This window comes from Acidimicrobiia bacterium (assembly GCA_040289475.1).
Lineage (GTDB): Bacteria > Actinomycetota > Acidimicrobiia > ATN3 > PSLF01 > PSLF01.
Genome location: PSLF01000003.1, coordinates 126698 through 149592, shown reverse-complemented (window position 1 = coordinate 149592; position 22895 = coordinate 126698). Strand labels below are relative to the sequence as shown.

Here is a 22895-nt window from a genome sequence, read left to right as displayed (position 1 = left end):
GAGGGCCGCTAATCGATACGGGAGCAAGGAGGAAGGAGAGAGTGTCGCAAGCGCCTCAGATAACCATTTACACCACGATTTGGTGTACCTACTGTCAAGCTTTGAAACGAAAGCTCGACGAGGCCGAGATCACCTATTGCGAGGTTGACATAGAAGACAACCCGGAGTGTGCAGGAATCATCGAGAGGTTTACCGGGGGCTACCGCACGGTACCCACTGTAGAGGTATGCGGATCGTATCTCGTCAATCCTTCACTCGATGAAATCATAGACGCTCTAAAGCGTTGCGCTTCATATGCTTAGTCCCGCCTAGACGGGAGCCCCGGCCAAGACCGGGGGTTAGCGCCTCCGGTCGTCGGGGTGTGGCGCAGCTTGGTTAGCGCGCTTGCTTTGGGAGCAAGAGGTCGCCGGTTCGAATCCGGCCACCCCGACCCCTGCGGGTGTAGCTCAACGGTAGAGCGCCAGCCTTCCAAGCTGGTGACGAGGGTTCGACTCCCTTCACCCGCTCTGTGGCGCAACGTGACGGCAGAAAACGACGAAGAATCGTCGGCACACGCCAAATTGGGCGCAGACTTGGTCCTTGTCCCCTGTATAGATGCCGCTGAACTCGCCACCGCTGCGGTGTGTGAGGTTCTGGCTGTGAAGCCTCCTAGGGTGCTTTCGCCTACCCAAACTGCTAAAAATAACATCTCGGGTTGACGAGCAGGGCCTTGGGAGGCAAGGCTATAGGGTTCAAGCAAAGCTTAGATCCACCATTTTTACCGCGATGCGTGAGAGACTATACAACGAAGAAAAGGGCAGTCGAGCGGGCCTGGGCTGGCCTCCGGGTAAGGCCATGCCTATAGGACACCCTTCTTCTAGAGGGCGAGGACTCGCGGGGCTGCTCGGTTTGGGGCGACGCGATGACCGCGGCGGAGGTTGGTTGTCCGGCGAAAGGGTGGAGTCACTTTTTGGGGCCTTCGGGCGTGATATGGCCGTGGATCTAGGCACGGCTAACACGCTCGTCTACGTCCGGGGCAAGGGCGTCGTGCTAAACGAGCCGTCGGTCGTTGCCATCAATACCAAAGATGGCAGACCGCTTGCGGTGGGCCACGATGCCAAGAGGATGATCGGCCGCACACCCTCGCATATTCAGGCGATCAGACCCCTCAAGGACGGCGTCATTGCCGATTTCGATATCACCGAGAAGATGCTTCGCTACTTCATTCAAAAAGTACATCAGGGTAGGTTCGCCAAACCCAGGATCGTGATCTGTGTACCGAACGGAGTTACGGCAGTTGAACAGCGAGCAGTAGAAGAGGCTGCAATTCATGCCGGTGCTCGCCGCGCCTTCATAATTGAGGAGCCTATGGCGGCAGCAATCGGAGCAGGTCTTCCTGTGCACGAGCCCGCAGGCAACATGATTGTCGATATAGGGGGCGGCACCACCGAGGTTGCTGTCATATCGCTAGGCGGAATAGTCGTCTCGGAATCCGTGAGAATAGGAGGCGACGAGATAGACCAGGCGATAGTCAACTTCGTAAAGAAGGAGTACAACCTCGCTTTGGGAGAGCGGACTGCCGAAGAAGTCAAGATTGCTATTGGCTCCGCATTTCCTTTTCCAGACGAGCCAAGAGCCGAGATTAGGGGGCGCGACCTGGTTACCGGTCTCCCAAAGACGGTAGTAGTCTCTGCAGAGGAAATCCGTGACGCAATTGAAGAACCAGTGAGCCAGATCGTAGACGCGGTGAAGATCGCTCTTGATAGAACTCCACCCGAGTTGGCTGCTGACATTATGCAGCGCGGTATAGTACTCACTGGTGGCGGGGCGCTCCTCAGAAGTTTGGATGCTCGCTTGCACCATGAGACGGGAATGCCTATCAAGGTAGCCGAAAACGCTCTCTACTCCGTAGCGATCGGCTCGGGCCAGTGCCTAGAGGAATTCGCAGCCTTGCGCGCTGTCCTCGCTTCTACCACACACCGCTGAGCTGGGCCGCACCAGCTATCGTGCTGCCCAAGAGGCCCGTTCGCTCTTTTCCAACTCGCCGATCCATCGTCCTCGTAGCCGTTTCGATCCTTTTTTTACTCGTACCGGAATCGTTGGTAGCGCCGCTTAAGAGAGCCACGTTTTCAGCGATCGCTCCTGTGGACCACGCCGTAGCTTCGGTCACCTACCCAGTCGTTGGCTTCGTAGACGGAATCGTGAATGCAGGGAGACTTCGTGAAGAGAACGAACGTTTGCGTGAAGAAATCAAGCGATTGAGAGAAGAATCACAAGGATCGCTCGGGGCGAAGTCTCGAATAGAACAGCTTGAAAGAATGCTTCAGCTTCACGAGTCGTCCAAGATTAGGGGCGTTGTGGCGCGCGTCATAGTTCCTAGGGAGTCGAACGCCGACGCGAGCGTTCTTATAAACGCTGGCTCCAAGGACGGAATAGTCGAGGGATTTCCGGTCGTCGATCCTGACGGTCTAGTCGGGATTGTAGAAGAGGTATCTCTTACCGCATCGCGGGTGAGACTTGTCATCGACCCGCGCTTTGGGGCTGGGGCCCGTTTGGCGAACTCTAGGGATATCGGGGCCGTAGCAGGGGATGGTTCGGAGACCCTCCCCCTTCGTCTCATAGATCCCAGAGTCGACGTGCAAGTAGGTGAGCTTGTCGTAACGTCGGGGGCTGCTAGCGGCTCCGCATTTCCTCCCGATATTCCCATAGGAAGGGTCGCACAACTCGACCGCTCGACTGGAGCTTTGGAATCGAACATTCGAGTCCAGCCAGCGGTAAACCTCTCGAGGCTAGAGTACGTCAGAGTCCTCGTGTACAAAGGGCAAGGTTGAGGCTCAAGGATGCGTAAGGTACTTGGTTACGGCGGCCTCGTCTTTTTGGCATTGCTTCTGCAAGCGGGGGTGTTCCCCTCTTTGCGCCTATTCGGCGCCACTCCCGAGCTGGTTTTAGCTACTGCATGGCTGGCCGGGTTACATGCTGGGGGCGAGAGAGGAAGCGCAGTGGGATTTTTGGGCGGACTCCTACAGGATCTATATATCGGAGCCCCCCGTCTGGGGATAGCGGCACTCGTGTTTACGATTGCAGGATTGATTGCTGGTCGCATGCGAGAGGTCGTTGTCCATCCATACGGAGGATTGCTCCCTATCTCGACGTTGGTTGCTGCTGCAGCGGCAGAAATTGCCTACCGATTCATCGCATTCCTGTTCGGATCAGGGTTCTCCTGGGGTCGGATCCTTCCTGCAGCGATTTACACTGCCTTTTTGGCAATTCCTTGGAACTTACTGGTGCGCAAGGTTGGTATTTGGGTAGAGCAACAGCCATTTTGACTTTTAGAGATCCAAGGAGCTAGCTACGTGCTAGGCGAACAGTTTCGCTTCAGGGTTGCTGCAGTGGGGGTGGTTGGAGTAGCCCTTCTCGTCTCGTTGTTGGCGCGCCTATGGTATCTTCAGGGGCTCTCAGCTTCCCGATACGAGCGACTTGCCGAGTCGAATCGTATCCGAGAAATCTACATTCCTGCACCCCGTGGAAGAATTCTCGACCGCAACGGCAAAGATCTAGTGGGCAATAGGTCGGCGTATGCGATCACCGTCGATCCGACCCAACTTCCCCCTGCGAGTTCGAGGAGCGAACTGGCAGCGCGATTATCGGCTTTACTCTCCACTAGAGCGGTCCCTGTCTGGCCTGACGAAATCGCCAAAAAGCTCGAGGAAGCCGCTGGACAATTGGCGCCCATTGTCATCGCGGAGGATGTTCCAAGAGAGAAGATCATTTATTTGTATGAACACCGGGATGAGTTCCAAGGCGTTGAAGCAGAGATCCGAGCAGTAAGGGAGTACGCCCTCGGGCCTGGCGGCGGAGGTCCGCTCGCCCCGCACGTGTTGGGGTACGTGGCTCCAGTTACCAAGGAGCTGTTGGAGGAAGATGCTTCCTATTCGCTTGCTGACAAAGTTGGGCGTGCCGGAGTGGAGCAGCAATACGACAAGGTTTTGCGGGGTGAGGCAGGCCGTAGGTCTTTAGAAGTTACCTCCAAGGGGAAAGTTGTCGGCGAGGTTGAGTACAAGCCACCAGTTCGAGGATCCGATGTTGTCCTCACCATAGACTCGGACGTCCAGTGGGTTGTCGAGGAATCTCTTGCCGAGGTGGCGGGCGGTGTGGAGAGTATGTACAACCCTCTGGCTTCGAGAACCGCGAAGCTCAAGGGGGCTGCTGCGGTCGTCTTGGACCCTCAAACGGGTGAAATTATCGCGATTGCTTCTCATCCATCGTTCGACCTACGGGCTATAGCGGCGGGCATCTCTCAGAAAGACTGGGAGCGTTTGAACGATCCTGCCCTTCTGTATCCATTGCAGAACCGGGCATTGCAGGGGCAGTACCCCCCGGCTTCCACTCTCAAGCCTGTGCTTGCGGCGGCAGCGATCCAAGAAGGGATGATCACGCCTCAGACGACTTTTGCTTGCCCCGGCAAGTACGTAGTCCCGGGAGATCTAACCGGCAAGGAGTTCAAGGATTGGACGAAGTCTGGGCATGGCTATCCCGATCTAGCCAAGGCGATTGCTCAAAGCTGCGATGTGTACTTCTACAACTTGGGATGGATGTATTACCAGCGATACCGTCAAACCGGCCAAGACGTCATGCAACAGGATCTGCGCGAGTTTGGTCTGGGCACTCCTACAGGAGTCGATTTGCCCGGAGAGCAGCCGGGCCGCGTCCCTGACCCAGCTTGGAAGCTGAGAGTCAACAATAACGATCCCAACAAGGAGAACTCCAGATGGTATCCAGGAGACAACATCAATATGTCGGTTGGACAGGGTGACCTCCTCGTGACTCCGATACAGTTGGCCCAGGCTTATGCGGCACTGGCTGGAGGCGGAAAGGTATTCAAGCCACACATCATGCTGAGGGTTGTGGGTCCAGACGGCTCCACTGTGGCCCAGTCGACTCCTGAGGTTGCGCGCTCGGTATCGCTATCTCCAGAGACACTTCGATCTGTCGAACAGTACCTGGCGGGTGTGGTCCAAGGCGGGACGGCTGCAAAGGCATTTGTAGGATGGCCGCATTCTCAGGTTCCAGTTGGCGGTAAGACTGGCACAGCAGAGATAAAAGGAAAGCGCGATAACTCGCTTTTTGTGGGGGTAGGGCCTTTGAACAACCCGCGTTGGGTGGTCGCGGTTATAGTCGAAGGGGGCGGCCACGGCTCGGAGGCCGCTGCTCCTGTGGCCCGGAGAATAATGGAAGTACTAGCCAAGGTCTCGGTCTCGAACCTCTCTCAAGTCGTTGCCTCCAGTGCAGGGAGTGGTGGAGATTGATGCGGACTCGTGTTACTCGTCGGAGCATATCTGCCATGCATGGTTCGAGCAGCGGAGGCTGGCTAGCTAGACTCTGCAGCTAGACCCGAGGGGAGATCAGAGGAATCGTGCGCGTCGACAAAGTTTTGTGTGGCTCGTACATAGGGTTGCTTGCAATGGGCTTACTTATGAGCGTCACATCGGCTGGCTGTTCTTGGCCTCGTCACCTCTTGTGGGTAATTCTCGGCATCGGAGCTTTTATTGGCGCTTCTCTGCTCGACTACCACGTTCTCAAGGGATATGCACTCACCCTGTATGGCTTTTTGATAGCTGCTCTCGTTCTTGTCCTAGTAGTTGGCTCGTTCACGAGAGGTACGAGAGCCTGGTTCAACTTAGGGATTCTCAAAGCACAGCCATCTGAGTTGGGAAAGGTTGTTCTTATTGTAGCTCTCGCCTACATGGTCTCAGAGTTGCGAGGAGAAATCGATCTCGAAAACCTCAAGCGCCTCGTCTTGTTCGCCGGGGTGCCTTGTTTTCTAGTTCTCATAGAACCGGACTTGGGTCAGACCTTGGTGTATTTGGTGGTATTTGTAGGGGTACTTTTGTTCGGCGGAGTGCGGGCGAAGCATTTGGCTGTTATGGCAGTGGTCGGTGCTGTCTTGGCAATAGCTGCGTTTTCCTCCCCTCTCGTCGCAGAGTACCAGAGACAGAGACTGACGGTGTTCGCGAGCCAGGACACTGCCAGGACGTACCAGAATCCAGTAGCATACAATCTCGCTCAATCCAAGATCGCCATAGGGTCTGGAGGATGGCTTGGCAAAGGCTTCTCCAAAGCTACTCAAACCAAATTGGCTTACGTTCCGGAGCAGTGCACCGACTTCATATTCACGGCTATAGGGGAACAGCTGGGATTTGTGGGAGCAACGCTGGTGATCGCCCTATACGCTCTACTTTGTTGGAGATTGCTTCGAACTGCCTCGGTAAGCCGTGAGTTGTTCGGTGCGCTAATCGCGGGGGGGACGTGCTTAATGATGATGTTCCATGTTTTCGAAAACGCCGGTATGACGATGGGAATAATGCCGATAACCGGAATACCTCTGCCGCTTCTGTCGTATGGGGGTTCTTCGATGCTCGCCACCTCTGCGGCACTGGGTATCTCGCACAGCGTCTACCTGCGCCGCTTTGCCTGAATGAAGGAATTTCACAAAGCTTGCGACATAAGAGTCGCCACGGCTCCAGCGAGTATCGAACCTCCCGTGTCGTTGTGGGAAAGACTGGAGCCGCTTCTCGCGCACGTAGAAAAGCCGGCCCGATACATCGGCTCGGAGATCAACCTCGTACCACCCCGTCATGACGACCCTCTCGCGGCTAAGTTCTTGCTCATCTTTCCGGACACTTACGAGGTTGGGCAACCGAACTTAGGTCTAGCCATCCTCTATGAGATCCTGAACGAGACTCCCGGGGCACTTGCTGAAAGAGCTTTTGCACCATGGCCGGACCTCGAAGAGGCTATGAGAAAGAGGGGTCTCCCCCTGTTCTCGCTCGACAACCACTTGCCAGCGAGTGCTTTTGACGTGCTTGCTTTTACCTGCCCGAGTGAGCTTGTGTACACAAATGTCTTGAACCTCATAGATCTGGCGGGATATTCGGTCAGGTCATCGCAAAGATCGCCTAACGACCCTTTGGTGATTGCCGGGGGACACGCTGTTCACAACCCCGAGCCATTGGCGGAGTTTTGCGATGCGTTAGTAATTGGTGACGGCGAGGAAGTCATACTCGAGATTGCCAGCGTAGTTCGCAAGCTCAAAGCGACTCTTTTGGAGGTAGCACGCTCCGATTCGAGTCCCCGGCGTGGGATGCTTCTGGGAAATCCTGGCGATGAGGCTCTGAGAGCCAAGCGCGAGGCGCTCTTGGAGCTCGCTCGCCTGGAGGGCGTGTACGTACCTGCTTTTTACCGCCCTGTGTACACAAGTTCTGGGCGTTTGAAAAAAACCGAACCTACGGTTCAGGGGGTTCCCGAGCGAGTAGAGCGGCGAACTGTTGTTTCGATTGCCGACTACCCCTACCCCAAAAATCCTCTGGTTCCTCTGACGGAGGTCATTCACGACAGGCTCAACGTCGAAGTGTTTAGGGGGTGCACCAGAGGATGTAGGTTTTGTCAGGCTGGCATGATCACCCGACCTGTTAGGGAGCGACCTAGACAACAGGTAGAGCGGATGATCAAAGAGGGGTTGGCTAAGACAGGATATGAAGACGTGTCCCTTCTAAGCCTTAGCTCTGCGGACTTTTCGGGTATCGAAAACGTCACTGAGTCGCTGATGGACGAGATGGAACGGTCGCGCGTGTCTTTGAGCCTCCCTAGCCTTCGTGTTGATGCTTTTACGGTTGGGCTAGCGTCTCAAGTGCAGCGGGTAAAGAAGACGGGGCTGACTTTCGCCCCAGAGGCAGGAACTTGGCGCCTTCGTAGGGTGATAAACAAGCTCATTACCGACGAGGATTTGACCGGTGCAGTTGACTCGGCATTCTCGCAGGGATGGAGGAGGGTGAAGCTATACTTCATGATTGGACTCCCTACCGAGACCGACGAGGACGTGGCTGCGATCGGCCATCTGGGGAATCGTGTTTATGAGATTGGAAGAAAGTACACCAAGCACCCGCAGGTGACCCTATCGGTAGGTGTGTTCGTTCCTAAGGCCCATACCCCCTTTCAGTGGGCTTCCCAAATCGACCCCGAAGAAGCTAGACGTCGAATATCTGTCATCAAGTCGGTTTCGCTTCGCAGCGGAGTCCGCCTTAGATGGCACGATCCCGAAGCCTCGGTAATAGAGGCGCTGCTATCAAGGGGGGATCGTCGGGTCGGCTATGTCCTAGAGCATGTATGGAGAAAGGGAGGCGTTTTCCAGGAGTGGTCCGAGCACTTTAGCTTTGAGCGGTGGTTGAAGGCGTGCGAGGCATCGGGGATTGACCTAGCGCAGTACTGCTACCGCGAGTTCAATCCCGAGGAGCCACTGCCGTGGGATCACGTAAGCGTGGGGATATACAAGGAGTGGCTGTATGAGGATTGGCAATCCTCTCTGGAGGCAGGATATGTCGAGGATTGTCGTTGGACGCCTTGCTACGATTGCGGCGTTTGCATGACCTATGGGGTTGAGAACCTCGTGGCTTCCAAGACTGCCCCGGCGGGAGGGAGCCAGGGTACCGGTCAGACGTTGCCGTGCGTATGAGCTTCTCACCCGCCGGACTTCTCTGCGGTATATAGCGCCGGATTTCTTGGAATCACCTGCGATCCGGATAAAGTACTCTAAATTAGGAAAGCTTCGGTTTCTTGGGCACCGAGATCTAGCACGGGTATGGGAGCGTGCATTTCGTAGGTCCAAACTTCCTCTCGAGTTCACACATGGCTTTAGTCCTCATCCGAAAATGGCGTTCGGGCTTGCTCTCCCGGTTGGGTGGGAAAGCGTAGCCGAGTATCTAGACGTACGCTTCGCGGGCGAAGTCAAAGAGCGCGATCTACGAGAGAGAGTAGGGACCTCGCTCCCTCAGGGCCTTCAGATCCGGGCAGCAGGCCCGCTGCGACAGGGCGGACGAAGCCTCTCCGACCTCGCAGAGGTAGCGGATTACTTGGTCGTATTGGAATTGGGCGAGGGCTCTGGAGAGAAAGACACCCGTGAGAGCGGTGCTTTCGAGACGAAGCTGTGGTCGTCCGTCGACGAACTTCTCAGCCGAGACCACGTGCCGGCTACACGGATACGTCGGGGCGAGTCGATCGTCGAAGACATACGGCAAATGATCGTCGACGTGTGGCGGCCCAGAGGTGAAGAAGAAGGGGAGATAGGTTTGTCGGCCAGTCTAGAGGAAGCTCCAAAGGTGCTTATGCGATTGCGCACGAAGCCATATGTATTACGACCCGAATCAGTTCTAAGCGCCCTTGAAGGGGAGGCAATCTGGGGCCCACGGCTGGTCAGGCGGACCGCACAGTATTGGCAAGACGAGAGCGGACTCCGCAGTATCGACGAGAGCATCGAGCTATGGGATTCCGCACCATGAAGCAGAAGGAACTGACAAAAGATGTGGGTATTCAAGCGGCTTTTCGGCGACAAAGGTCCAAAGTCGCCAAAGCGTCTGTCGGCCCGACAGGCTCAGCCGAAGGTAGAGCGGAGATCTCAGGGAAAACAGAGGGTCTCTTCTAGAGGGGGTCAAGAGCCCACTGGGTCCCACAGGCGCACTGTTAGTCGGAGCGACCGAGCGCAGACAAAAGGTCCTCGGCGCGCTACTGCAACTGCCTCCAAAGAAATTGCAAGAACTGCCCACCTGATCGCGGCAGCAGGGTCCGGAATAGAGAAAGAGATGCTTGTCCACGTAGGAAAGTCCCGCACCCAAGTGGCGATACTCGAGAACGGGACCCTAGTCGAGCATTACGTATCCCGGAAAGACCACGAGTCCATAGCAGGGAACATCTACTACGGAAGGGTCCAGAACGTTCTGCCCGGTATGGAGGCGGCCTTTGTAGACATCGGTACCTCGAAAAATGGCGTCCTATACGTGGGCGATGTCCAGTGGGACGAGGCAGACATTGACGTGACGGCCCGTCCCAAAATCGAGGAGGTCCTCTCAAAGGGCGATCCCGTCATAGTCCAGGTGACCAAAGACCCGATGGGGACCAAAGGACCGAGGCTTACGACCCAAATCACCCTGCCAGGGCGCTTCGTCGTGTTGGTTCCAGAATCTGATATTCAAGGTATAAGTCGTCGTCTCCCCGATGACGAACGGGAAAGGTTGAGGAAACTCGCAAAGCGAGTCAAGCCAGACGGATTTGGGATCATCATTCGGACGGCTGCGTTAGGTGCAAGGGGAGACTATGTCGCCCGAGAGATCGAACGACTAAGTCAAACCTGGTATGAGATATATGACAGGGCGCTTTCCTTGAAGCCACCTGCGCTGCTGTACCAAGAGCCCGAGATTGTTCTTCGGGTATTCAGGGAGACGTTCGGTCCCGACTTCTCTCGAGTTGTGATCGACGACAAAGAGACCTACAAGTCGGTCCTGGAGATGCTCTCGGTGTACGCGCCGGACTTCAAGGACAACGTAGAGCTCTACTCGCCTGACGAGCCTCTACCCCTTTTCGAAAAGTACCACATTATTGAGCAACTCCATAAAGCACTGTCCAGAAAGGTGTGGCTCCGCTCTGGAGGCCACATAGTGATCGATCGGACCGAAGCTCTAACCGTAATCGACGTAAATACTGGAAAGAATGTCGGCAAATCGACCCTCGAGGAGACCGTGTTCCAGAACAACCTAGAAGCAGCTGAAGAAATTAGCCGACAGCTCCGGCTGAGAGACATCGGGGGAATCATCATTATCGATTTCATCGATATGGAGATGAGGCGAAATCGCGAACAGGTGCTCCAGACCTTCAGGGAGTGTCTTGCTCGCGATCGAACGCGCACTCAGGTTTTCGACATCTCAGAATTGGGTTTGCTCGAAATGACCCGGAAGAACGTGTCCGAGGGATTGCTGGAGGCGTTTTCTCGCAAATGCGATCGTTGTGAAGGAAGAGGGCTGATTCTGGAAAATCCCGAAGACGACTAATTTGGCATAATCGGTTGGCCCTATGCTGAGGAAGAAAAGACAGGTTTTCGACTCTAGGCTCGCAGACATGAGGAAGTGGACATGTACGCAGTGATTCGCGCAGGGGGTAGGCAATACAAGGTTGCGCCGGGTGACCGCATAGCGGTGGACCTTCTCGACAAAAAAAGCGGCGAGGCTGTCGAGTACACGCCTCTGCTAGTCGTATCTGACAATGGTGAGGTTTTAACGGGCGCGGCGTGCGCTGCCTGGCCAGTGAGCGCAGTCGTTTTGTCAAACGTCAAAGACCGAAAGATTCATGGTTTCAAGTACAAGCCTAAGGTGGGATATAGAAGGCGCTGGGGCCATAGACAGCAGTACACACTCTTGGAAATCCGTTCGGTCGGAGACGTCGTGTACGAACCCGACAAAGAAGAATCGGGCGAGGCAGACTCGGCTAGAGAAATTGACGTAGAGGAGACTTCCGATGGCTAAGAAGAAAGGTGGCGGAAGCACCAGAAATGGCAGAGACTCCGAGTCCAAGAGATTGGGGGTCAAGGTCTTTGGCGGACAGGTGGTAGAAGCTGGTGCCATCATAGTGCGTCAGCGAGGCACCCGAATTCATCCGGGATTGAACGTGGGTGTTGGTGGTGACTATACCCTATTCGCCCGAGCCAAGGGCGAGGTCCGTTTTGGCACCCGGAAAGGACGCAGAGTCGTCGACGTAGTACCGGTCGACTGAGTGTACTTTAGAGGGTTTTCGAGAGGGTCATGTCCGGCCCCCAGCAATGCTCGTCGATGAAGCTCAGATATGCGTAAAAGGCGGAGATGGCGGCAACGGCTGCATCTCCTTTCACCGTGACAAATACCATCGGAGAGGAGAGCCAGACGGCGGTGATGGCGGCGATGGCGGCGACGTGATTTTGGTCGCCGATCACAAAGTCTCCACGCTGGTTCGCTTTCACCATCGGGTCCACTGGAAGGCCACAGCCGGCGGCCACGGAGCCGGAAACCGGCGCAAGGGACGTTCAGGCGCCGGACTCAAAGTTTCGGTGCCACCAGGAACCGTTGTGCGCGAGCTTGACGGAACCCTTCTCGCAGACCTTGCAAACCCTGGGGACAAGATGTTGGGGGCACGGGGTGGTAAGGGGGGTCGAGGAAATGCCTCCTTTGTTACCGCATCAAGAAGAGCGCCCGGATTTCGGGAGAAGGGAGAGGCGGGAGAGGAGCGCTGGCTTCGCCTCGAGTTAAAAGTAGTCGCCGACGCTGGTTTGGTCGGACTCCCAAATGCTGGAAAGTCAAGCATTCTCCGTCGCATTTCGCATGCCAAACCAAAGGTTGATAATTATCCATTCACTACCCTCGGTCCCCATCTGGGCGTTGTGGAGTACGAGGGGCTCGAGTTCGTCGTTGCCGACTTGCCGGGTCTAATAGAAGGCGCATCAGAGGGGCGCGGACTGGGAGATCGTTTTTTGCGCCATGTGGAACGCTGCCGCGTTCTCGTAATCGTTGTGGACTTAGCTTGTTCTATGGGCGTATCTCCCCTAGATCAAGAACGCGTCTTGCTATCCGATCTGAGATCTTATTCACCAGCTTTGCTCGAAAGGCCCCGCATTGTGGCAGCTAACAAGATCGATATTGCTTCTAAGGAGTTCGGCGAGTTGCGCAAGGTTCTCCCAGGAATAATTGGCATTTCCGCCAAAACCGGAGAGGGTGTCCCACGCCTTCTCACGGAGATTGCAAAACGAGTCGAGGAGTCGAGAAGAGAAGAGCCGCGAAACAAGAGCTTTTTGCTGTACAGGCCTAAGCCTAGGGGATTTCTAGTGGAACGGAAAAACAACGAATTCGTCGTGGTGGGCGACGTTGCTGACCGCCTATCCCGAATCGAGCCTCTGGACTCTAGAGGGGCCATAGATTACATCAACGCAGTGCTTCGACGATCGGGTGTAGAGCGCGCGCTAGAGCAGGCAGGTGCACAGGCCGGGGACACTGTGCGCTTAGGGGAGGTGTCTCTCGAATGGCATCCGCGAGTCTTTTCACGCGCAGAAGATAAAAAGAACAGACGCAATACCGAGACACTCGCGTACTTGGCCAGGCGGCTGAGGTGAGCAGGGTAGTAGTGAAAGTAGGCTCGGCAAGTATTGCGCCACCCGAAGGCGGCATCGATCCAGAGCTGCTGGAAGGCGTTGTCAAATCGGTGTCCGCAGCGAGGCGGGATGGAACAGAGGTGATTTTAGTCTCCTCTGGAGCGATCGCTGCCGGTCTGCCTCTTCTAGGCATGACTCAGCGCCCATCAGGGATAGAGGACCTTCAAGTATTGGCAGCAGTTGGCCAAACGGTATTGATGCAGTCCTACGCCAATGCCTTCGGCAAGGAGGGTTTTGTCACCGGGCAAGTTCTGCTTACGTCGGCGGATTTCTCGCAACGCTCTCACTATTTGAATGCTCGCAACGCTATAGAGCGCATGCTCGAGCTGGGAATAGTCCCTGTTGTCAATGAAAACGATACTGTCGCGACCGACGAGATCCGCTTCGGAGATAACGACCGCCTCGGAGCGCTGGTCGCTCAGCTAGTAGGAGCCTCGTTGTACTTGATACTCACGGACACCGAAGGTGTCTTTACCTCCGATCCGAAACTGGATAGAGAGGCCACTCTCTTGGAAGAAGTGAAGGCCTTCGACGAGGAAATGGAGAAGATTGCTGGAGGAACTGGTTCGATGCTGGGCTCGGGAGGCATGCTTTCGAAGTTGTTGGCGACCCGGATGGTCGCATGGACCGGCATACGAGCCGTAATAGCTTACGCACACGCACCCGATGTTGTGCGAGTGGCGCTTGCTGGGCAGAGAGTAGGAACTGAAGTCAAGCCCCATTACCCACCGTTACCAGCGCGCAAGGCGTGGATCGCGTTTGGAGCGTTTCCGGAGGGCAAGATTGTGGTCGATTCCGGGGCTAGGCGCGCCCTCGAGCAGAAAGGCGCGAGTTTACTCCCTGTTGGAGTGCGTAAGGTAGAAGGAGACTTTGATGTGGGATCCGCCGTGGAGATCGCCGACGAATCGGGAGCCGTTTTCGGGAAGGGCATAACCCGCCTCTCCGCTTCGCAGCTCATTGAAGTCGCCGGGAAGCGCACGTCCGATCTAGGCGGTTCGGGCGTTGCTGAGGTGGTTCACCGAGACGACATGGTTATACTCCCGAACATCTGATTTCGAACAATACATCTCCAAGGCGCATATGGAAAGGGACACAACGGATGGGGGAAGCTCAGAAGAAGGCAGAGGCAGCCAAGAAGGCAGCAGTCAGTCTCGCTCGCTATAGCGGAACAAAAAAGGTCATGGCGCTGATCGACGTTGCATCCGCAATAGAAGACGCGAGAAACTGCGATCGGGTGCTCGAGGCCAACCGCCACGACGTCGAAGCCGCTCACCAAGCAGGCGCTGCAGATGCTGTGATCGACCGTCTCACTCTGGATTCTGCCCGGCTGTCGGCCATCGCAGACGCTGTTAGGCAAGTCGCTTCGTTAGAGGACCCAATCGGAGAGATTGTGGAAGGATGGACCCTTCCAAATGGCATCCAGCTACAGAAGGTTCGAGTCCCGCTCGGAGTGGTGGGTGTCATCTACGAGTCTCGACCTAACGTAACGGTGGATGCCTTCGCTTTGTGTTTTAAAACTTCCAACGCGGTGGTTCTTCGTGGATCCTCCTCAGCTTTGGAAACGAACAAAGCTCTGGTTTTTTGTATCAAGGAGGCTCTGAAGCGTTCTGATGTAGATCCAGAGGTTATACAGCTAATAGAGCATCCTTCGCACGCAGCGGCCAAGGAACTCATGACACTTAGAGGCTTGGTAGATCTTTTGATCCCCAGGGGATCGCAGGCTTTGATAGACGAGGTAGTGGAGAACTCTTCCGTTCCGGTAATAGAAACCGGAGCTGGCAACTGCCACGTCTATGTCGATGCACACGCAGACTTGGACAAAGCTCTTGCTATCGCTATCAACTCCAAAGTCCAAAGGCCATATGTGTGCAACGCAGCCGAGACTTTGCTAGTGCACGAAGCTGTCGCAGACTCGTTTCTTCCACTGGTCCTTCAGGACTTGGTTTTGAGGGGTGTCGAAATTAGGGGAGACGAGCGAGTGAGAGCAGTTGCCATCGAGGCGGGTGTCGAGTGCGCGGCGGCTACCGACGAAGACTGGGCCACCGAGTACCTCGACAAGGTCCTTGCGGTAAGGGTTGTTTCATCTCTAGACGAGGCGATCGAACACATAAACCGATGGAACACAAAGCACACCGAGGCCATCATCACCGAACACCTCCCTACAGCGAGGCGATTCTGTGCAGAAGTAGACGCGGCTGTGACTATGGTGAACGCTTCGACGAGGTTCACGGACGGTGGAGAGTTCGGATTCGGTGCCGAAATCGGTATCTCCACTCAGAAGCTTCATGCTAGGGGACCCATGGGACTGCGTGAGCTGACGTCTACCAAGTTCGTGCTCTTAGGCGATGGTCAAACGCGAGAGTAAAGCCACCCCCCAATGCTCCTACCTATGAAGATTGCACGACTCACGATTTGAAAAGGCCGAACTCGGGAATGGAGCAATATCCAAAAACTGTAGAGGAGACGGCGAGCGCCCTCGAGGCGCAGGGTTATCTACCAGACCGGCACATCGCATCGACCGTGTTTTTGGCTCTTCGCTTGGAAAAGCCACTTTTGGTGGAAGGCCCTGCTGGGACAGGGAAGACCGAGTTGTCCAAAGCTCTTTCGGGAGCTCTCGGACGTCGCCTCATAAGACTGCAATGCTATGAGGGTCTGGACGAGTCCAAGGCTCTATACGAATGGAACTACCGCAAGCAGCTCCTCAGGATTCAAGCTGAACAAAGCTCAGACTCCCGATGGGAAAGCATCTCGGAAAGCATATTCACCGAGGAGTTTCTACTAGAGCGCCCCCTCTTGCAGGCCATTAGGTCGCCAGAGCCAGTGGTGTTTTTAGTAGACGAAGTAGACCGCTTAGAGATCGAGACGGAAGCTCTTTTTCTAGAAGTTTTCTCTGATTTCCAGGTGTCGATTCCCGAGCTTGGAACGGTGAAAGCAGTTTCTCGCCCAGTGGTCGTTCTTACCTCAAACGCAACCAGGGAGTTGTCGGAGGCACTCAAGCGCAGGTGTCTTTTCCTGTATCTTGACTACCCATCGGTGGAGAGAGAGAAGCAAATTTTACTCCGCCGGGTGCCTGCAATCGGCGAGCTCTTGGCCGAGCAGGTAGCCCGGATTGTCCGTTCCATCAGAGAGCTCGACCTGAAAAAGCCTCCCTCGGTAAGCGAGTCCATAGACTGGGCTCGGACTCTAGTCGAGCTAGGAGTAACCGACATAGAGAGCTCTCTTGCCGAAACCCTCAATGTGTTGCTCAAAAACAAGTCCGACCTCGATCGGGTGGTTCGTGAACTCGGACTCGACCAACCCGAAGGGAAGAAGAAGTATCCATTCAAGGCGGCGGGGGCTGCACCTTGAACAGGCAAGGCCCATCGCGCGGCGTAAAGCTAGTCGAACGACTTCGACTCGGCGAGCGGCCCGCGCCCGTGGATTGGGCACTGGCTGCAGCGGTCATGGAGTTGGAGGATACAGCCGTCCGATTTACGGACTCGGTAGAAGATCTCGTGGAAGACCGCCAAAAAGCGTCCAACAAAGCCCGATTTATAGTGCGGACGCACTTGGTGGCCCAAGTCTTGAGGCAGCTTGCTGACGCGACAGCAGCTCTTCAGCAGCGACTCCAGAGGTACTTCGCGTTCAGGACGGCTGAAGAGGACGAGAAGACCGATAACGAAGAAGCTCCGACTGTAGAGGGAGCGGAAAGTGAGGTTGCCACAGGGGAATCGCTACCGCGTAGCGAGACGGGTGCCGCATTGAAGGCAGGAGGAGTCATTCCAGAAGTCGCAGAAGCCATTGGCAACGCAGTCGAAGAGGTGCGCTTAGAGTGCGCATGGCTCTTTGGTTCGGTCCAAACGTTGCTCTCAGGCAAGCCCAGCGATGAGGAGGTCTTGGACTTTTTGAGTGAACTGGAGGCTCGTTTTCACGAAGAGTTGTTCAAGGTGGAGATTGCGGGGAAAAAGAAGTACATCTCATCAGCGCTTGAAGATGCGGTAGGACGATCTTGATGCTGGAAGAAAAAAGCGGTGCTGTTGGAACGATTACGCGCTTTGTCGCAGCGATGCGGACGGCAGGGGTTCCGGTTTCGGTGGCGGAGTCCATAGACGCAGTAGAAAGCCTGAGGTACACACAAATCACAGACAGAGAGGCTTTCAAGGCAGCTCTCGCGGCCACTCTTGTAAAGAGTCGTGGCCACTACAGGACCTTCGAGACGCTCTTCGACATTTTCTTTGCCCCCAGGTTTGGCCGTGCGCTCTCTTCGGCTCCTGAAGATAAAAATAGAGACGGTAGGGGGGAAGAGCATTCCAATTGGCGGAGCGATGGACAGACTCGCCTCGGGCAGGCCGCTGGTGGGGGATCCGATGGATTGAGTCGAGAAGAACTACAGGCGCTTTTACTGGCTGCCATTTTGGACGCTGATTATGCGGAGATGCAGGCACTAGCTTACCGAGCAGTGGAAGCGTTCGCTGGCATGGAGCCGGGAAGGCCTGTTGGTGGAACGTACTACCTGTATCGGACACTTCAGCAAATCGACATCGAATCATTATTCGAGAGAGCTGTGAAGGCAATTCTTTCTAAAGCACGCCACGATGCACGGTACCGGCCCGATTCAGAAGTAAGACCGTTGAGCTCTCTTGAGGAGCGGTTACTGCGAGAGGAAATTCAAGCCCGGATCGAGAAGTTGAGGGAACTCATTCAGGGCGAAATACGTCGCTGGCTCGTCGAAGACCGGGGGCCGGAGGCGTTGGCGAAATCGATTCACAAGCCCCTTCCAGAAGAGATTGAGTTTATGCACGCCACGAGTGACGAGATCCGCGAGATGCGCCGTGCTATTCATCCCCTCTCCAGAAAGCTCGCTGCCAAGCTGGCTAGATCACGAAGGAAGCGTCAGGGAGAGCGTATCGACATGCGACACACTATCAGGAGATCTATGTCCACCGGCGGAGTCCCCTTTTATCCTCAGTTTCGAAAACCACATCCCACAAAGCCCGAACTGTTCTTGCTCTGTGACATATCGGGGTCGGTGGCCAACTTCGCCCGCTTCACGTTGCAGTTGGTGTACGCGTTGGCATCGCAGTTTTCCAGAGTTAGATCGTGGGTGTTCGTCGATGGGATAGACGAGGTGACCGAGCACTTCGAGAGAGCTGGTGATTTGAGCGAAGCACTGCGCAAGGTGAACGCCGAGGCAAACGTTGTGTGGATAGACGGCCACTCTGACTATGGGCACGTACTCGAGGTGTTCTGGAAAGCCCATGAAAAAGACGTCACTCCCAAGACGACGATCATCGTGCTCGGTGATGCTCGAAACAACTATCACGCAAGTCGCGCAGAGATTCTCGCGGAGATGGGATCCAAGGCGAGGCGAGTGTTCTGGCTCAACCCCGAGCCTACTTCGTACTGGAACACGGGAGACTCGGTCATTGCCGAGTACGCCTCCTACTGCGATGGGGTTTTCGAGTGCCGGAACCTGAAGCAATTAGAGCGGTTCGTGACATCGCTGGAGTGAAGATAAGGCGGAGAATCGGTGTACTTGGGGGAAGTTTCGATCCTCCTCACGTGGGACACATCGAGATTGCACGCCGCGCAAAAGAAGCAATTGGTTTGGACAAAGTCTTGCTCGTCGTGGCGGGGAACCCGTATCAAAAGCGGCCACGAGCATCGGCCGAGGATCGATACGAAATGACTGTTCGAGCGGCTAGGGGCTTGGACGGCATAGAAGTACCTCGCTTTGAATTAGATAGACCCGGCCCTAGCTACACGATCGACACGGTGGAAGCGCTCCGACGCCAGGATCCTTTCGCAGAGATATGGCTTATCTTGGGGGCCGACGCTCTTAATGGGATTAAATCGTGGCATCGCTGGGAGGAGCTTGTCGACTCAGTCAAATTCTGTGTTGTCCCTAGAGAAGGTTTCCCCTTAGAAGACGCGTTGTCTGCATTGAATGAGAGGAGGGGCGAGTTTTGTGTATTGGACTCGGTAAAGCCTCTACCTTACTCGTCGACTTCCATTCGGCGCGCTGTGGCTTCTGGCAAGCGCCCTGAGGGAGTGGACCCAGCAGTGGCGTCATATATAGAAGAGCGGGGTCTGTACCGCTTTTCAGAGGACCGTGGAGGCTAGGATTGAGGGGGCAACACGGAAGGGAGAGACGCAACGCACCAGGGCTCTGAGAAAGAAGAGTTTTCGCGGCCCCGAGGAGCTAAACATTCCGGAGGGCTTGCTCTCGGCGCTCGTTCGGGTTCGGAGTTTGGGGAAGAAGAGCGGGAGCACGTCTCCGAGGGAGGCCGTCTAGACCCGCTACGTCAAGGAGACACACCTACCGGGCTCAGAACGAGGCGGCGCCAGCTCGAAGCAGAAAGGCGAATAAAAACAGAGGCTCGGGTAGCAGGCGCGGTGATTGTCATACTGGCTGCTGCAGCCATTGCGCTTTGGGCCTTGCGGGGTGGTGTAAAGCCATCCGGAAAGCCTATCGCTTCTGATGATCGCACGAACCACACGCTATTGTTCGTGTACTCGCCCGATGGTGTATCCGCCCCAGCGGACACCATTGTTCTTTTTGGCCTCGTGGGCGAGGACAAGGGGTCTGCATTGTTGATCCCAGCAGGTACTACCACAGATGTCCCGGTTCATGGGCCTTTGTCGCTTGGCGATTCCTCTACCTACGGTGACCCTGCCTCGATCGAACTGGCCACTGAAAACCTACTCGGGGTGAGGATAGACGCCACTGTAATCCTAGATCGACACGCTTTCGTAGCCGCAATATCTCGCCTTGAGCCTTTCGACATCCTTGTCGAAGAGCGACTAGGGGCACGGCAGGGCAACAGCATTGTCACCAAGTTTCAGCCGGGCCGCTACAAGATGGATGCTCTAACAGTAAACGCCTATTTGGAACTTAGGGCTGAGGGAGAGACGGAGGTCGCCCGCCTAGCCCGCAAGCAAAAGGTGTTCGAGGCGATACTGCAAAAGGCAAGATCCATGCCTGATGGCGAGTTTGGATTCTCTGGCGAAGACCCAACACATCTCGTTTCGAACGTTCCGATATCGAGTGCAAACGAGATTGCCCGAGCGCTCGCCCTTCGTGAGGTGTCTTTCTCGCTTCTTCCTGTCGATCCCAAACAAACTTTGGAGGGTGTCGAGAGCTTCGAGCCGAGGGAGGGTGAGATTCGGCGAGTTGTTACACAAAGATTTCCCGGGGCTGCAGTTGCTCCAGATGTCGAGTCTAGGATCCGTATAGGAATTCTCAATGGGAACGGCGGTGTTGCCGTAACTGAGGATGTAGCAAAGCGCTTGATTCCGCGAGGATACAGAGTGGTTTACACCGAGAACGCAGACCGCTTCGATTATGAGGAGACTCAAATTGTTTTCTACCGCACACCTGACGAGCGCATTGCGAGAGACATTCGGGCTCGGCTCGGCACCGGGCGGCTCGTTTTCAATCACCAAATGCAAGATGTGGTGGATGTCTTGATAGTCGTCGGGCGCGACTACCCAGTCGGCCAAGGATCCCAGACACACGCCGGAGGACAGCAGCAATAAGTAAAAACGTGGAGTTTTCCCAAGTGCAGCCCAGCTTTGTCTCAGAGGGCGAGGATGTAATTGCGGTTGTGGCCGAGGTGGCGTTTGAAAAGAAGGCTTCTAGCGCAGTCGCCCTCATGGTTGGCGAGTGCCTGAGTATCGTGGACTGGTTCGTGATCGTCTCTGCAGCAAATCGGCGTCAGGTTCGCACCATCGTGGAAGAGATGGAAAAAAAGCTTCGCAACATAGGAGTCCCAATCTCGAGCAAAGAAGGACATGATACGGCCGAATGGGTGCTATTGGACTGCGGGGATGTCGTGGTCCATGTCATGACCGAATCTTCTAGGGAGTTCTACGCTTTGGAGCGCCTTTGGGCGGGGGTTCCGAGTCGAGATCTAAAAAAAGCTACTCGGCCGGGTTTATAGTTGCCAGACAGCAGTTGATCCGAGTTTTCGTTCATCGCATTTACGAAACCTCTGAAACGAACGCTATTGTTGGCATCTGCTGACCTTCGATAGGGACTTTTACTCTCAGTGGAAGGGTCGGTTACCTGAGGAGGGACCTAGACGCTATGGAGGCGTGGGACGCGATCTGTGCACGACGCGACGTGAGGGAATTTGCAGATCGTCCGATTCCAGCGTCTGATTTGGAGCGCATCCTCGAAGCAGGGAGAAGGTCTCCTTCAGCAATGAACTCTCAGCCTTGGAATTTCGTTGTCTGTCGGGACAGAGAGACGCTTCGAAGGCTTGCGGATGCCTGTGGGGCCGCGCATCACGTCGCAACGTGTGCTGCTGCAGTGGCACTTGTGGCTCCCGAGAGAGACAGCGAAGAGGGGCGTTGGTGGGTTCAGTATGACCTCGGGCAAGTGACTATGTCGATGATGATTGCCGCCACCGCCCTCGGAATAGGCAGCAGCCATGCGGGTGTACAAGAAAAGCAGGCAGTTGTTCGACTGCTCGGCATTCCAGAAGGGCTCTTGTGTAGACACGTCATAGCGTTCGGATACCCCAAGACAGGGAACCTCCGTCCTATAGCCAATCCAAAGCGGCGTCCCTTGAGCGATATCGTCCACTTCGAACGGTGGTAGCTGGTCCGACTGTTTTCGCCTGCAGATAGCCTGAGGATCTACTCCTGTCGGCTCCCATCCGATCGGGTTGCTTTGTAGTCGCTAGGACCTTCGTCACACCTTCGGTGGGACTTTTGCGCGCTCGTAGTGAGTATTTCCGGTATCCCGAAAGCAGGACCCCCGACATCTCGCTACGACCTCCCTTGTCGACGAAATCAACTACGACCGATCCGTCACACCGAAAGGAGAGGGAGATGATTCGAACACCTAAAGCCAGTACTAGCTGGCAGAGAAATACGCTCCGCACCGCCGCCGTGGTTTTCTTTGCAATTGCTACCACGGTCGTGATGACTGCTGGAGCCTACGCACAAAGAATGCGCAGCGAGACGACGATAGTTGTGCCCCGATACAGCGCCGGCGCAGCAACAAATGGCTCCGAGCTCTACTTGTCGCAGGTCGGCTTTTCGGGACCGGGGTTGGTGAACGCATACTCGGTGCCAGGGGGCTCGCTCCTTAGGCAGAACTCGGCGTACCCTGGCATGCTTTTCGAGCTCGCCTATGACCCTGCACGGAACGTGATCTTTGCCGCAGATGGATGGGGTATTCACGTCTACAACGCCGCTGATATGTCGTACGCGGGCTACATAGATGTCGGAGCATCGACAGTGGGCCTGGCATTCGAGCCAAAGAGCGGAAGACTTTTCGCCGGGGTGCGCGGCACAACAATGGCTGGAGATCGGGCTGTGTTCGTGATAGATCCCTCTTCGGGAGCGCGAATCGCAGAGATCGCCTCTGGGGCAGTCTACGCCACCAATCTGGCTGTGGATCTAGCTACGGGGAGAGTGCTCGTTGGTGAGCACGGCCGAATCAGAATCTTCGATGGATCCAGCTTGCAGGTACTGGCCGATCTCACCACGCCTCTGGCAGCGAGCGACTCCTTGTACGCCTTGCACGGTCAGACGATCTTTCTTGCCGGCAAGCGTAGTCAAGACGTTGTTCGAGTAGACGCAACCACGGGTTCGGTTATCGACTCCGCTAGCGTGGGTCCGGCTTCTGCTATCGCACTGGACGCCAAAGGAAAAACGCTGTGGGTCTCCCACAGGGCCGCTGGTGCTGCGTGCGACACAATCGATATCACCTGCCCGTATGTGGTCTCCAAGTTCAAGGCCCGTGACTTGAGCATGCGTTCCTCCGGATCGGAGGCTCTCCTCGACTACCCCTACCCCCAATACCACCACATTACAGTGGTCGGCAAGCGGGCCGTCTTTACGGCGTTTCGCTCAGAGAAGGCCGTGATCTCGTGAGCCCTGCCACCCCGAAGCGCCGTAAGGCGCTGCTTGCCGCAGGGGACCGGAG

General features: G+C 55.7%; 24 protein-coding genes and 2 tRNA genes. All 26 read left to right on the top strand.

Going from position 1 to position 22895, the window contains the following annotated elements; genetic code table 11:
* Nucleotides 1-59 precede the first annotated feature (59 nt).
* The 26 genes from C4318_03060 to C4318_02935 all read left to right on the top strand — a co-directional run bounded on the left by C4318_03060 (nucleotide 60) and on the right by C4318_02935 (nucleotide 22843).
* Nucleotides 60-302 (top strand): NrdH-redoxin, encoded by a 243-nt coding sequence (locus C4318_03060; protein MER3454123.1) that lies wholly within the window; start codon nucleotides 60-62, stop codon nucleotides 300-302.
* A 53-nt stretch (nucleotides 303-355) separates the two neighbouring features.
* A tRNA-Pro gene (locus C4318_03055) sits at nucleotides 356-433 on the top strand.
* A 2-nt stretch (nucleotides 434-435) separates the two neighbouring features.
* Nucleotides 436-506, top strand: a tRNA-Gly gene (locus tag C4318_03050).
* A gap of 12 nt (nucleotides 507-518) precedes the next feature.
* Complete coding sequence (locus tag C4318_03045) at nucleotides 519-698, top strand: hypothetical protein (protein ID MER3454122.1); 180 nt, start codon at nucleotides 519-521, stop codon at nucleotides 696-698.
* 136 nt (nucleotides 699-834) lie between these two features.
* A complete protein-coding gene (locus C4318_03040) occupies nucleotides 835-1965 on the top strand; it encodes a rod shape-determining protein (protein ID MER3454121.1) in 1131 nt (376 codons plus the stop codon).
* Entirely contained in the window at nucleotides 1908-2810 is a 903-nt protein-coding gene (gene mreC, locus C4318_03035) for a rod shape-determining protein MreC (protein ID MER3454120.1), read from the top strand. Before C4318_03040 ends, mreC begins: the two co-directional genes overlap by 58 nt.
* Nucleotides 2811-2819: 9 nt before the next feature.
* The gene (mreD, locus tag C4318_03030) at nucleotides 2820-3305 is read left to right on the top strand and encodes a rod shape-determining protein MreD (protein ID MER3454119.1); all 486 of its coding nucleotides are present in this window, start codon (nucleotides 2820-2822) and stop codon (nucleotides 3303-3305) included.
* A gap of 9 nt (nucleotides 3306-3314) precedes the next feature.
* Nucleotides 3315-5285, top strand: a complete 1971-nt coding sequence (mrdA, locus tag C4318_03025) for a penicillin-binding protein 2 (protein MER3454118.1) — start codon at nucleotides 3315-3317, stop codon at nucleotides 5283-5285.
* 107 nt (nucleotides 5286-5392) lie between these two features.
* Nucleotides 5393-6454: a rod shape-determining protein RodA gene (locus C4318_03020; GenBank protein ID MER3454117.1), complete on the top strand. Its 1062-nt coding sequence runs from the start codon at nucleotides 5393-5395 to the stop codon at nucleotides 6452-6454.
* Entirely contained in the window at nucleotides 6455-8488 is a 2034-nt protein-coding gene (locus C4318_03015) for a TIGR03960 family radical SAM protein (GenBank protein ID MER3454116.1), read from the top strand.
* The gene (locus C4318_03010) at nucleotides 8406-9311 is read left to right on the top strand and encodes a hypothetical protein (protein MER3454115.1); all 906 of its coding nucleotides are present in this window, start codon (nucleotides 8406-8408) and stop codon (nucleotides 9309-9311) included. The genes C4318_03015 and C4318_03010 overlap by 83 nt, the downstream gene beginning before the upstream one ends.
* Nucleotides 9312-9332: 21 nt before the next feature.
* Nucleotides 9333-10853, top strand: a complete 1521-nt coding sequence (locus C4318_03005; GenBank protein ID MER3454114.1) for a ribonuclease E/G — start codon at nucleotides 9333-9335, stop codon at nucleotides 10851-10853.
* 81 nt (nucleotides 10854-10934) lie between these two features.
* Nucleotides 10935-11324 carry a 50S ribosomal protein L21 gene (gene rplU, locus C4318_03000; GenBank protein ID MER3454113.1) on the top strand — a complete coding sequence of 130 codons (390 nt, stop codon included), beginning with the start codon at nucleotides 10935-10937 and terminating at the stop codon, nucleotides 11322-11324.
* On the top strand, nucleotides 11317-11571 hold the full coding sequence (locus C4318_02995) for a 50S ribosomal protein L27 (GenBank protein ID MER3454112.1): 255 nt from the start codon (nucleotides 11317-11319) through the stop codon (nucleotides 11569-11571). Before rplU ends, C4318_02995 begins: the two co-directional genes overlap by 8 nt.
* 46 nt (nucleotides 11572-11617) lie before the next feature.
* On the top strand, nucleotides 11618-12937 hold the full coding sequence (locus C4318_02990; protein MER3454111.1) for a GTPase ObgE: 1320 nt from the start codon (nucleotides 11618-11620) through the stop codon (nucleotides 12935-12937).
* On the top strand, nucleotides 12934-14028 hold the full coding sequence (proB, locus tag C4318_02985) for a glutamate 5-kinase (protein ID MER3454110.1): 1095 nt from the start codon (nucleotides 12934-12936) through the stop codon (nucleotides 14026-14028). The genes C4318_02990 and proB overlap by 4 nt, the downstream gene beginning before the upstream one ends.
* A 47-nt stretch (nucleotides 14029-14075) precedes the next feature.
* Nucleotides 14076-15341 (top strand): glutamate-5-semialdehyde dehydrogenase, encoded by a 1266-nt coding sequence (locus tag C4318_02980; GenBank protein ID MER3454109.1) that lies wholly within the window; start codon nucleotides 14076-14078, stop codon nucleotides 15339-15341.
* A 68-nt stretch (nucleotides 15342-15409) separates the two neighbouring features.
* A complete protein-coding gene (locus C4318_02975) occupies nucleotides 15410-16324 on the top strand; it encodes an ATPase (GenBank protein ID MER3454108.1) in 915 nt (304 codons plus the stop codon).
* Nucleotides 16321-16968: a hypothetical protein gene (locus C4318_02970; GenBank protein MER3454107.1), complete on the top strand. Its 648-nt coding sequence runs from the start codon at nucleotides 16321-16323 to the stop codon at nucleotides 16966-16968. The genes C4318_02975 and C4318_02970 overlap by 4 nt, the downstream gene beginning before the upstream one ends.
* Nucleotides 16968-18467: a hypothetical protein gene (locus tag C4318_02965; GenBank protein MER3454106.1), complete on the top strand. Its 1500-nt coding sequence runs from the start codon at nucleotides 16968-16970 to the stop codon at nucleotides 18465-18467. The genes C4318_02970 and C4318_02965 overlap by 1 nt, the downstream gene beginning before the upstream one ends.
* Nucleotides 18359-19078, top strand: a complete 720-nt coding sequence (nadD, locus tag C4318_02960; GenBank protein MER3454105.1) for a nicotinate (nicotinamide) nucleotide adenylyltransferase — start codon at nucleotides 18359-18361, stop codon at nucleotides 19076-19078. Before C4318_02965 ends, nadD begins: the two co-directional genes overlap by 109 nt.
* Complete coding sequence (locus C4318_02955; GenBank protein MER3454104.1) at nucleotides 19068-19250, top strand: hypothetical protein; 183 nt, start codon at nucleotides 19068-19070, stop codon at nucleotides 19248-19250. Before nadD ends, C4318_02955 begins: the two co-directional genes overlap by 11 nt.
* A 101-nt stretch (nucleotides 19251-19351) precedes the next feature.
* Nucleotides 19352-20494, top strand: a complete 1143-nt coding sequence (locus tag C4318_02950; GenBank protein MER3454103.1) for a hypothetical protein — start codon at nucleotides 19352-19354, stop codon at nucleotides 20492-20494.
* A 23-nt stretch (nucleotides 20495-20517) separates the two neighbouring features.
* Nucleotides 20518-20898 carry a ribosome silencing factor gene (gene rsfS / locus C4318_02945; GenBank protein ID MER3454102.1) on the top strand — a complete coding sequence of 127 codons (381 nt, stop codon included), beginning with the start codon at nucleotides 20518-20520 and terminating at the stop codon, nucleotides 20896-20898.
* Nucleotides 20899-21044: 146 nt separating this feature from the next.
* Complete coding sequence (locus C4318_02940; GenBank protein MER3454101.1) at nucleotides 21045-21560, top strand: nitroreductase; 516 nt, start codon at nucleotides 21045-21047, stop codon at nucleotides 21558-21560.
* A 233-nt stretch (nucleotides 21561-21793) separates the two neighbouring features.
* Nucleotides 21794-22843: a hypothetical protein gene (locus tag C4318_02935; protein ID MER3454100.1), complete on the top strand. Its 1050-nt coding sequence runs from the start codon at nucleotides 21794-21796 to the stop codon at nucleotides 22841-22843.
* Nucleotides 22844-22895: the final 52 nt, after the last annotated feature.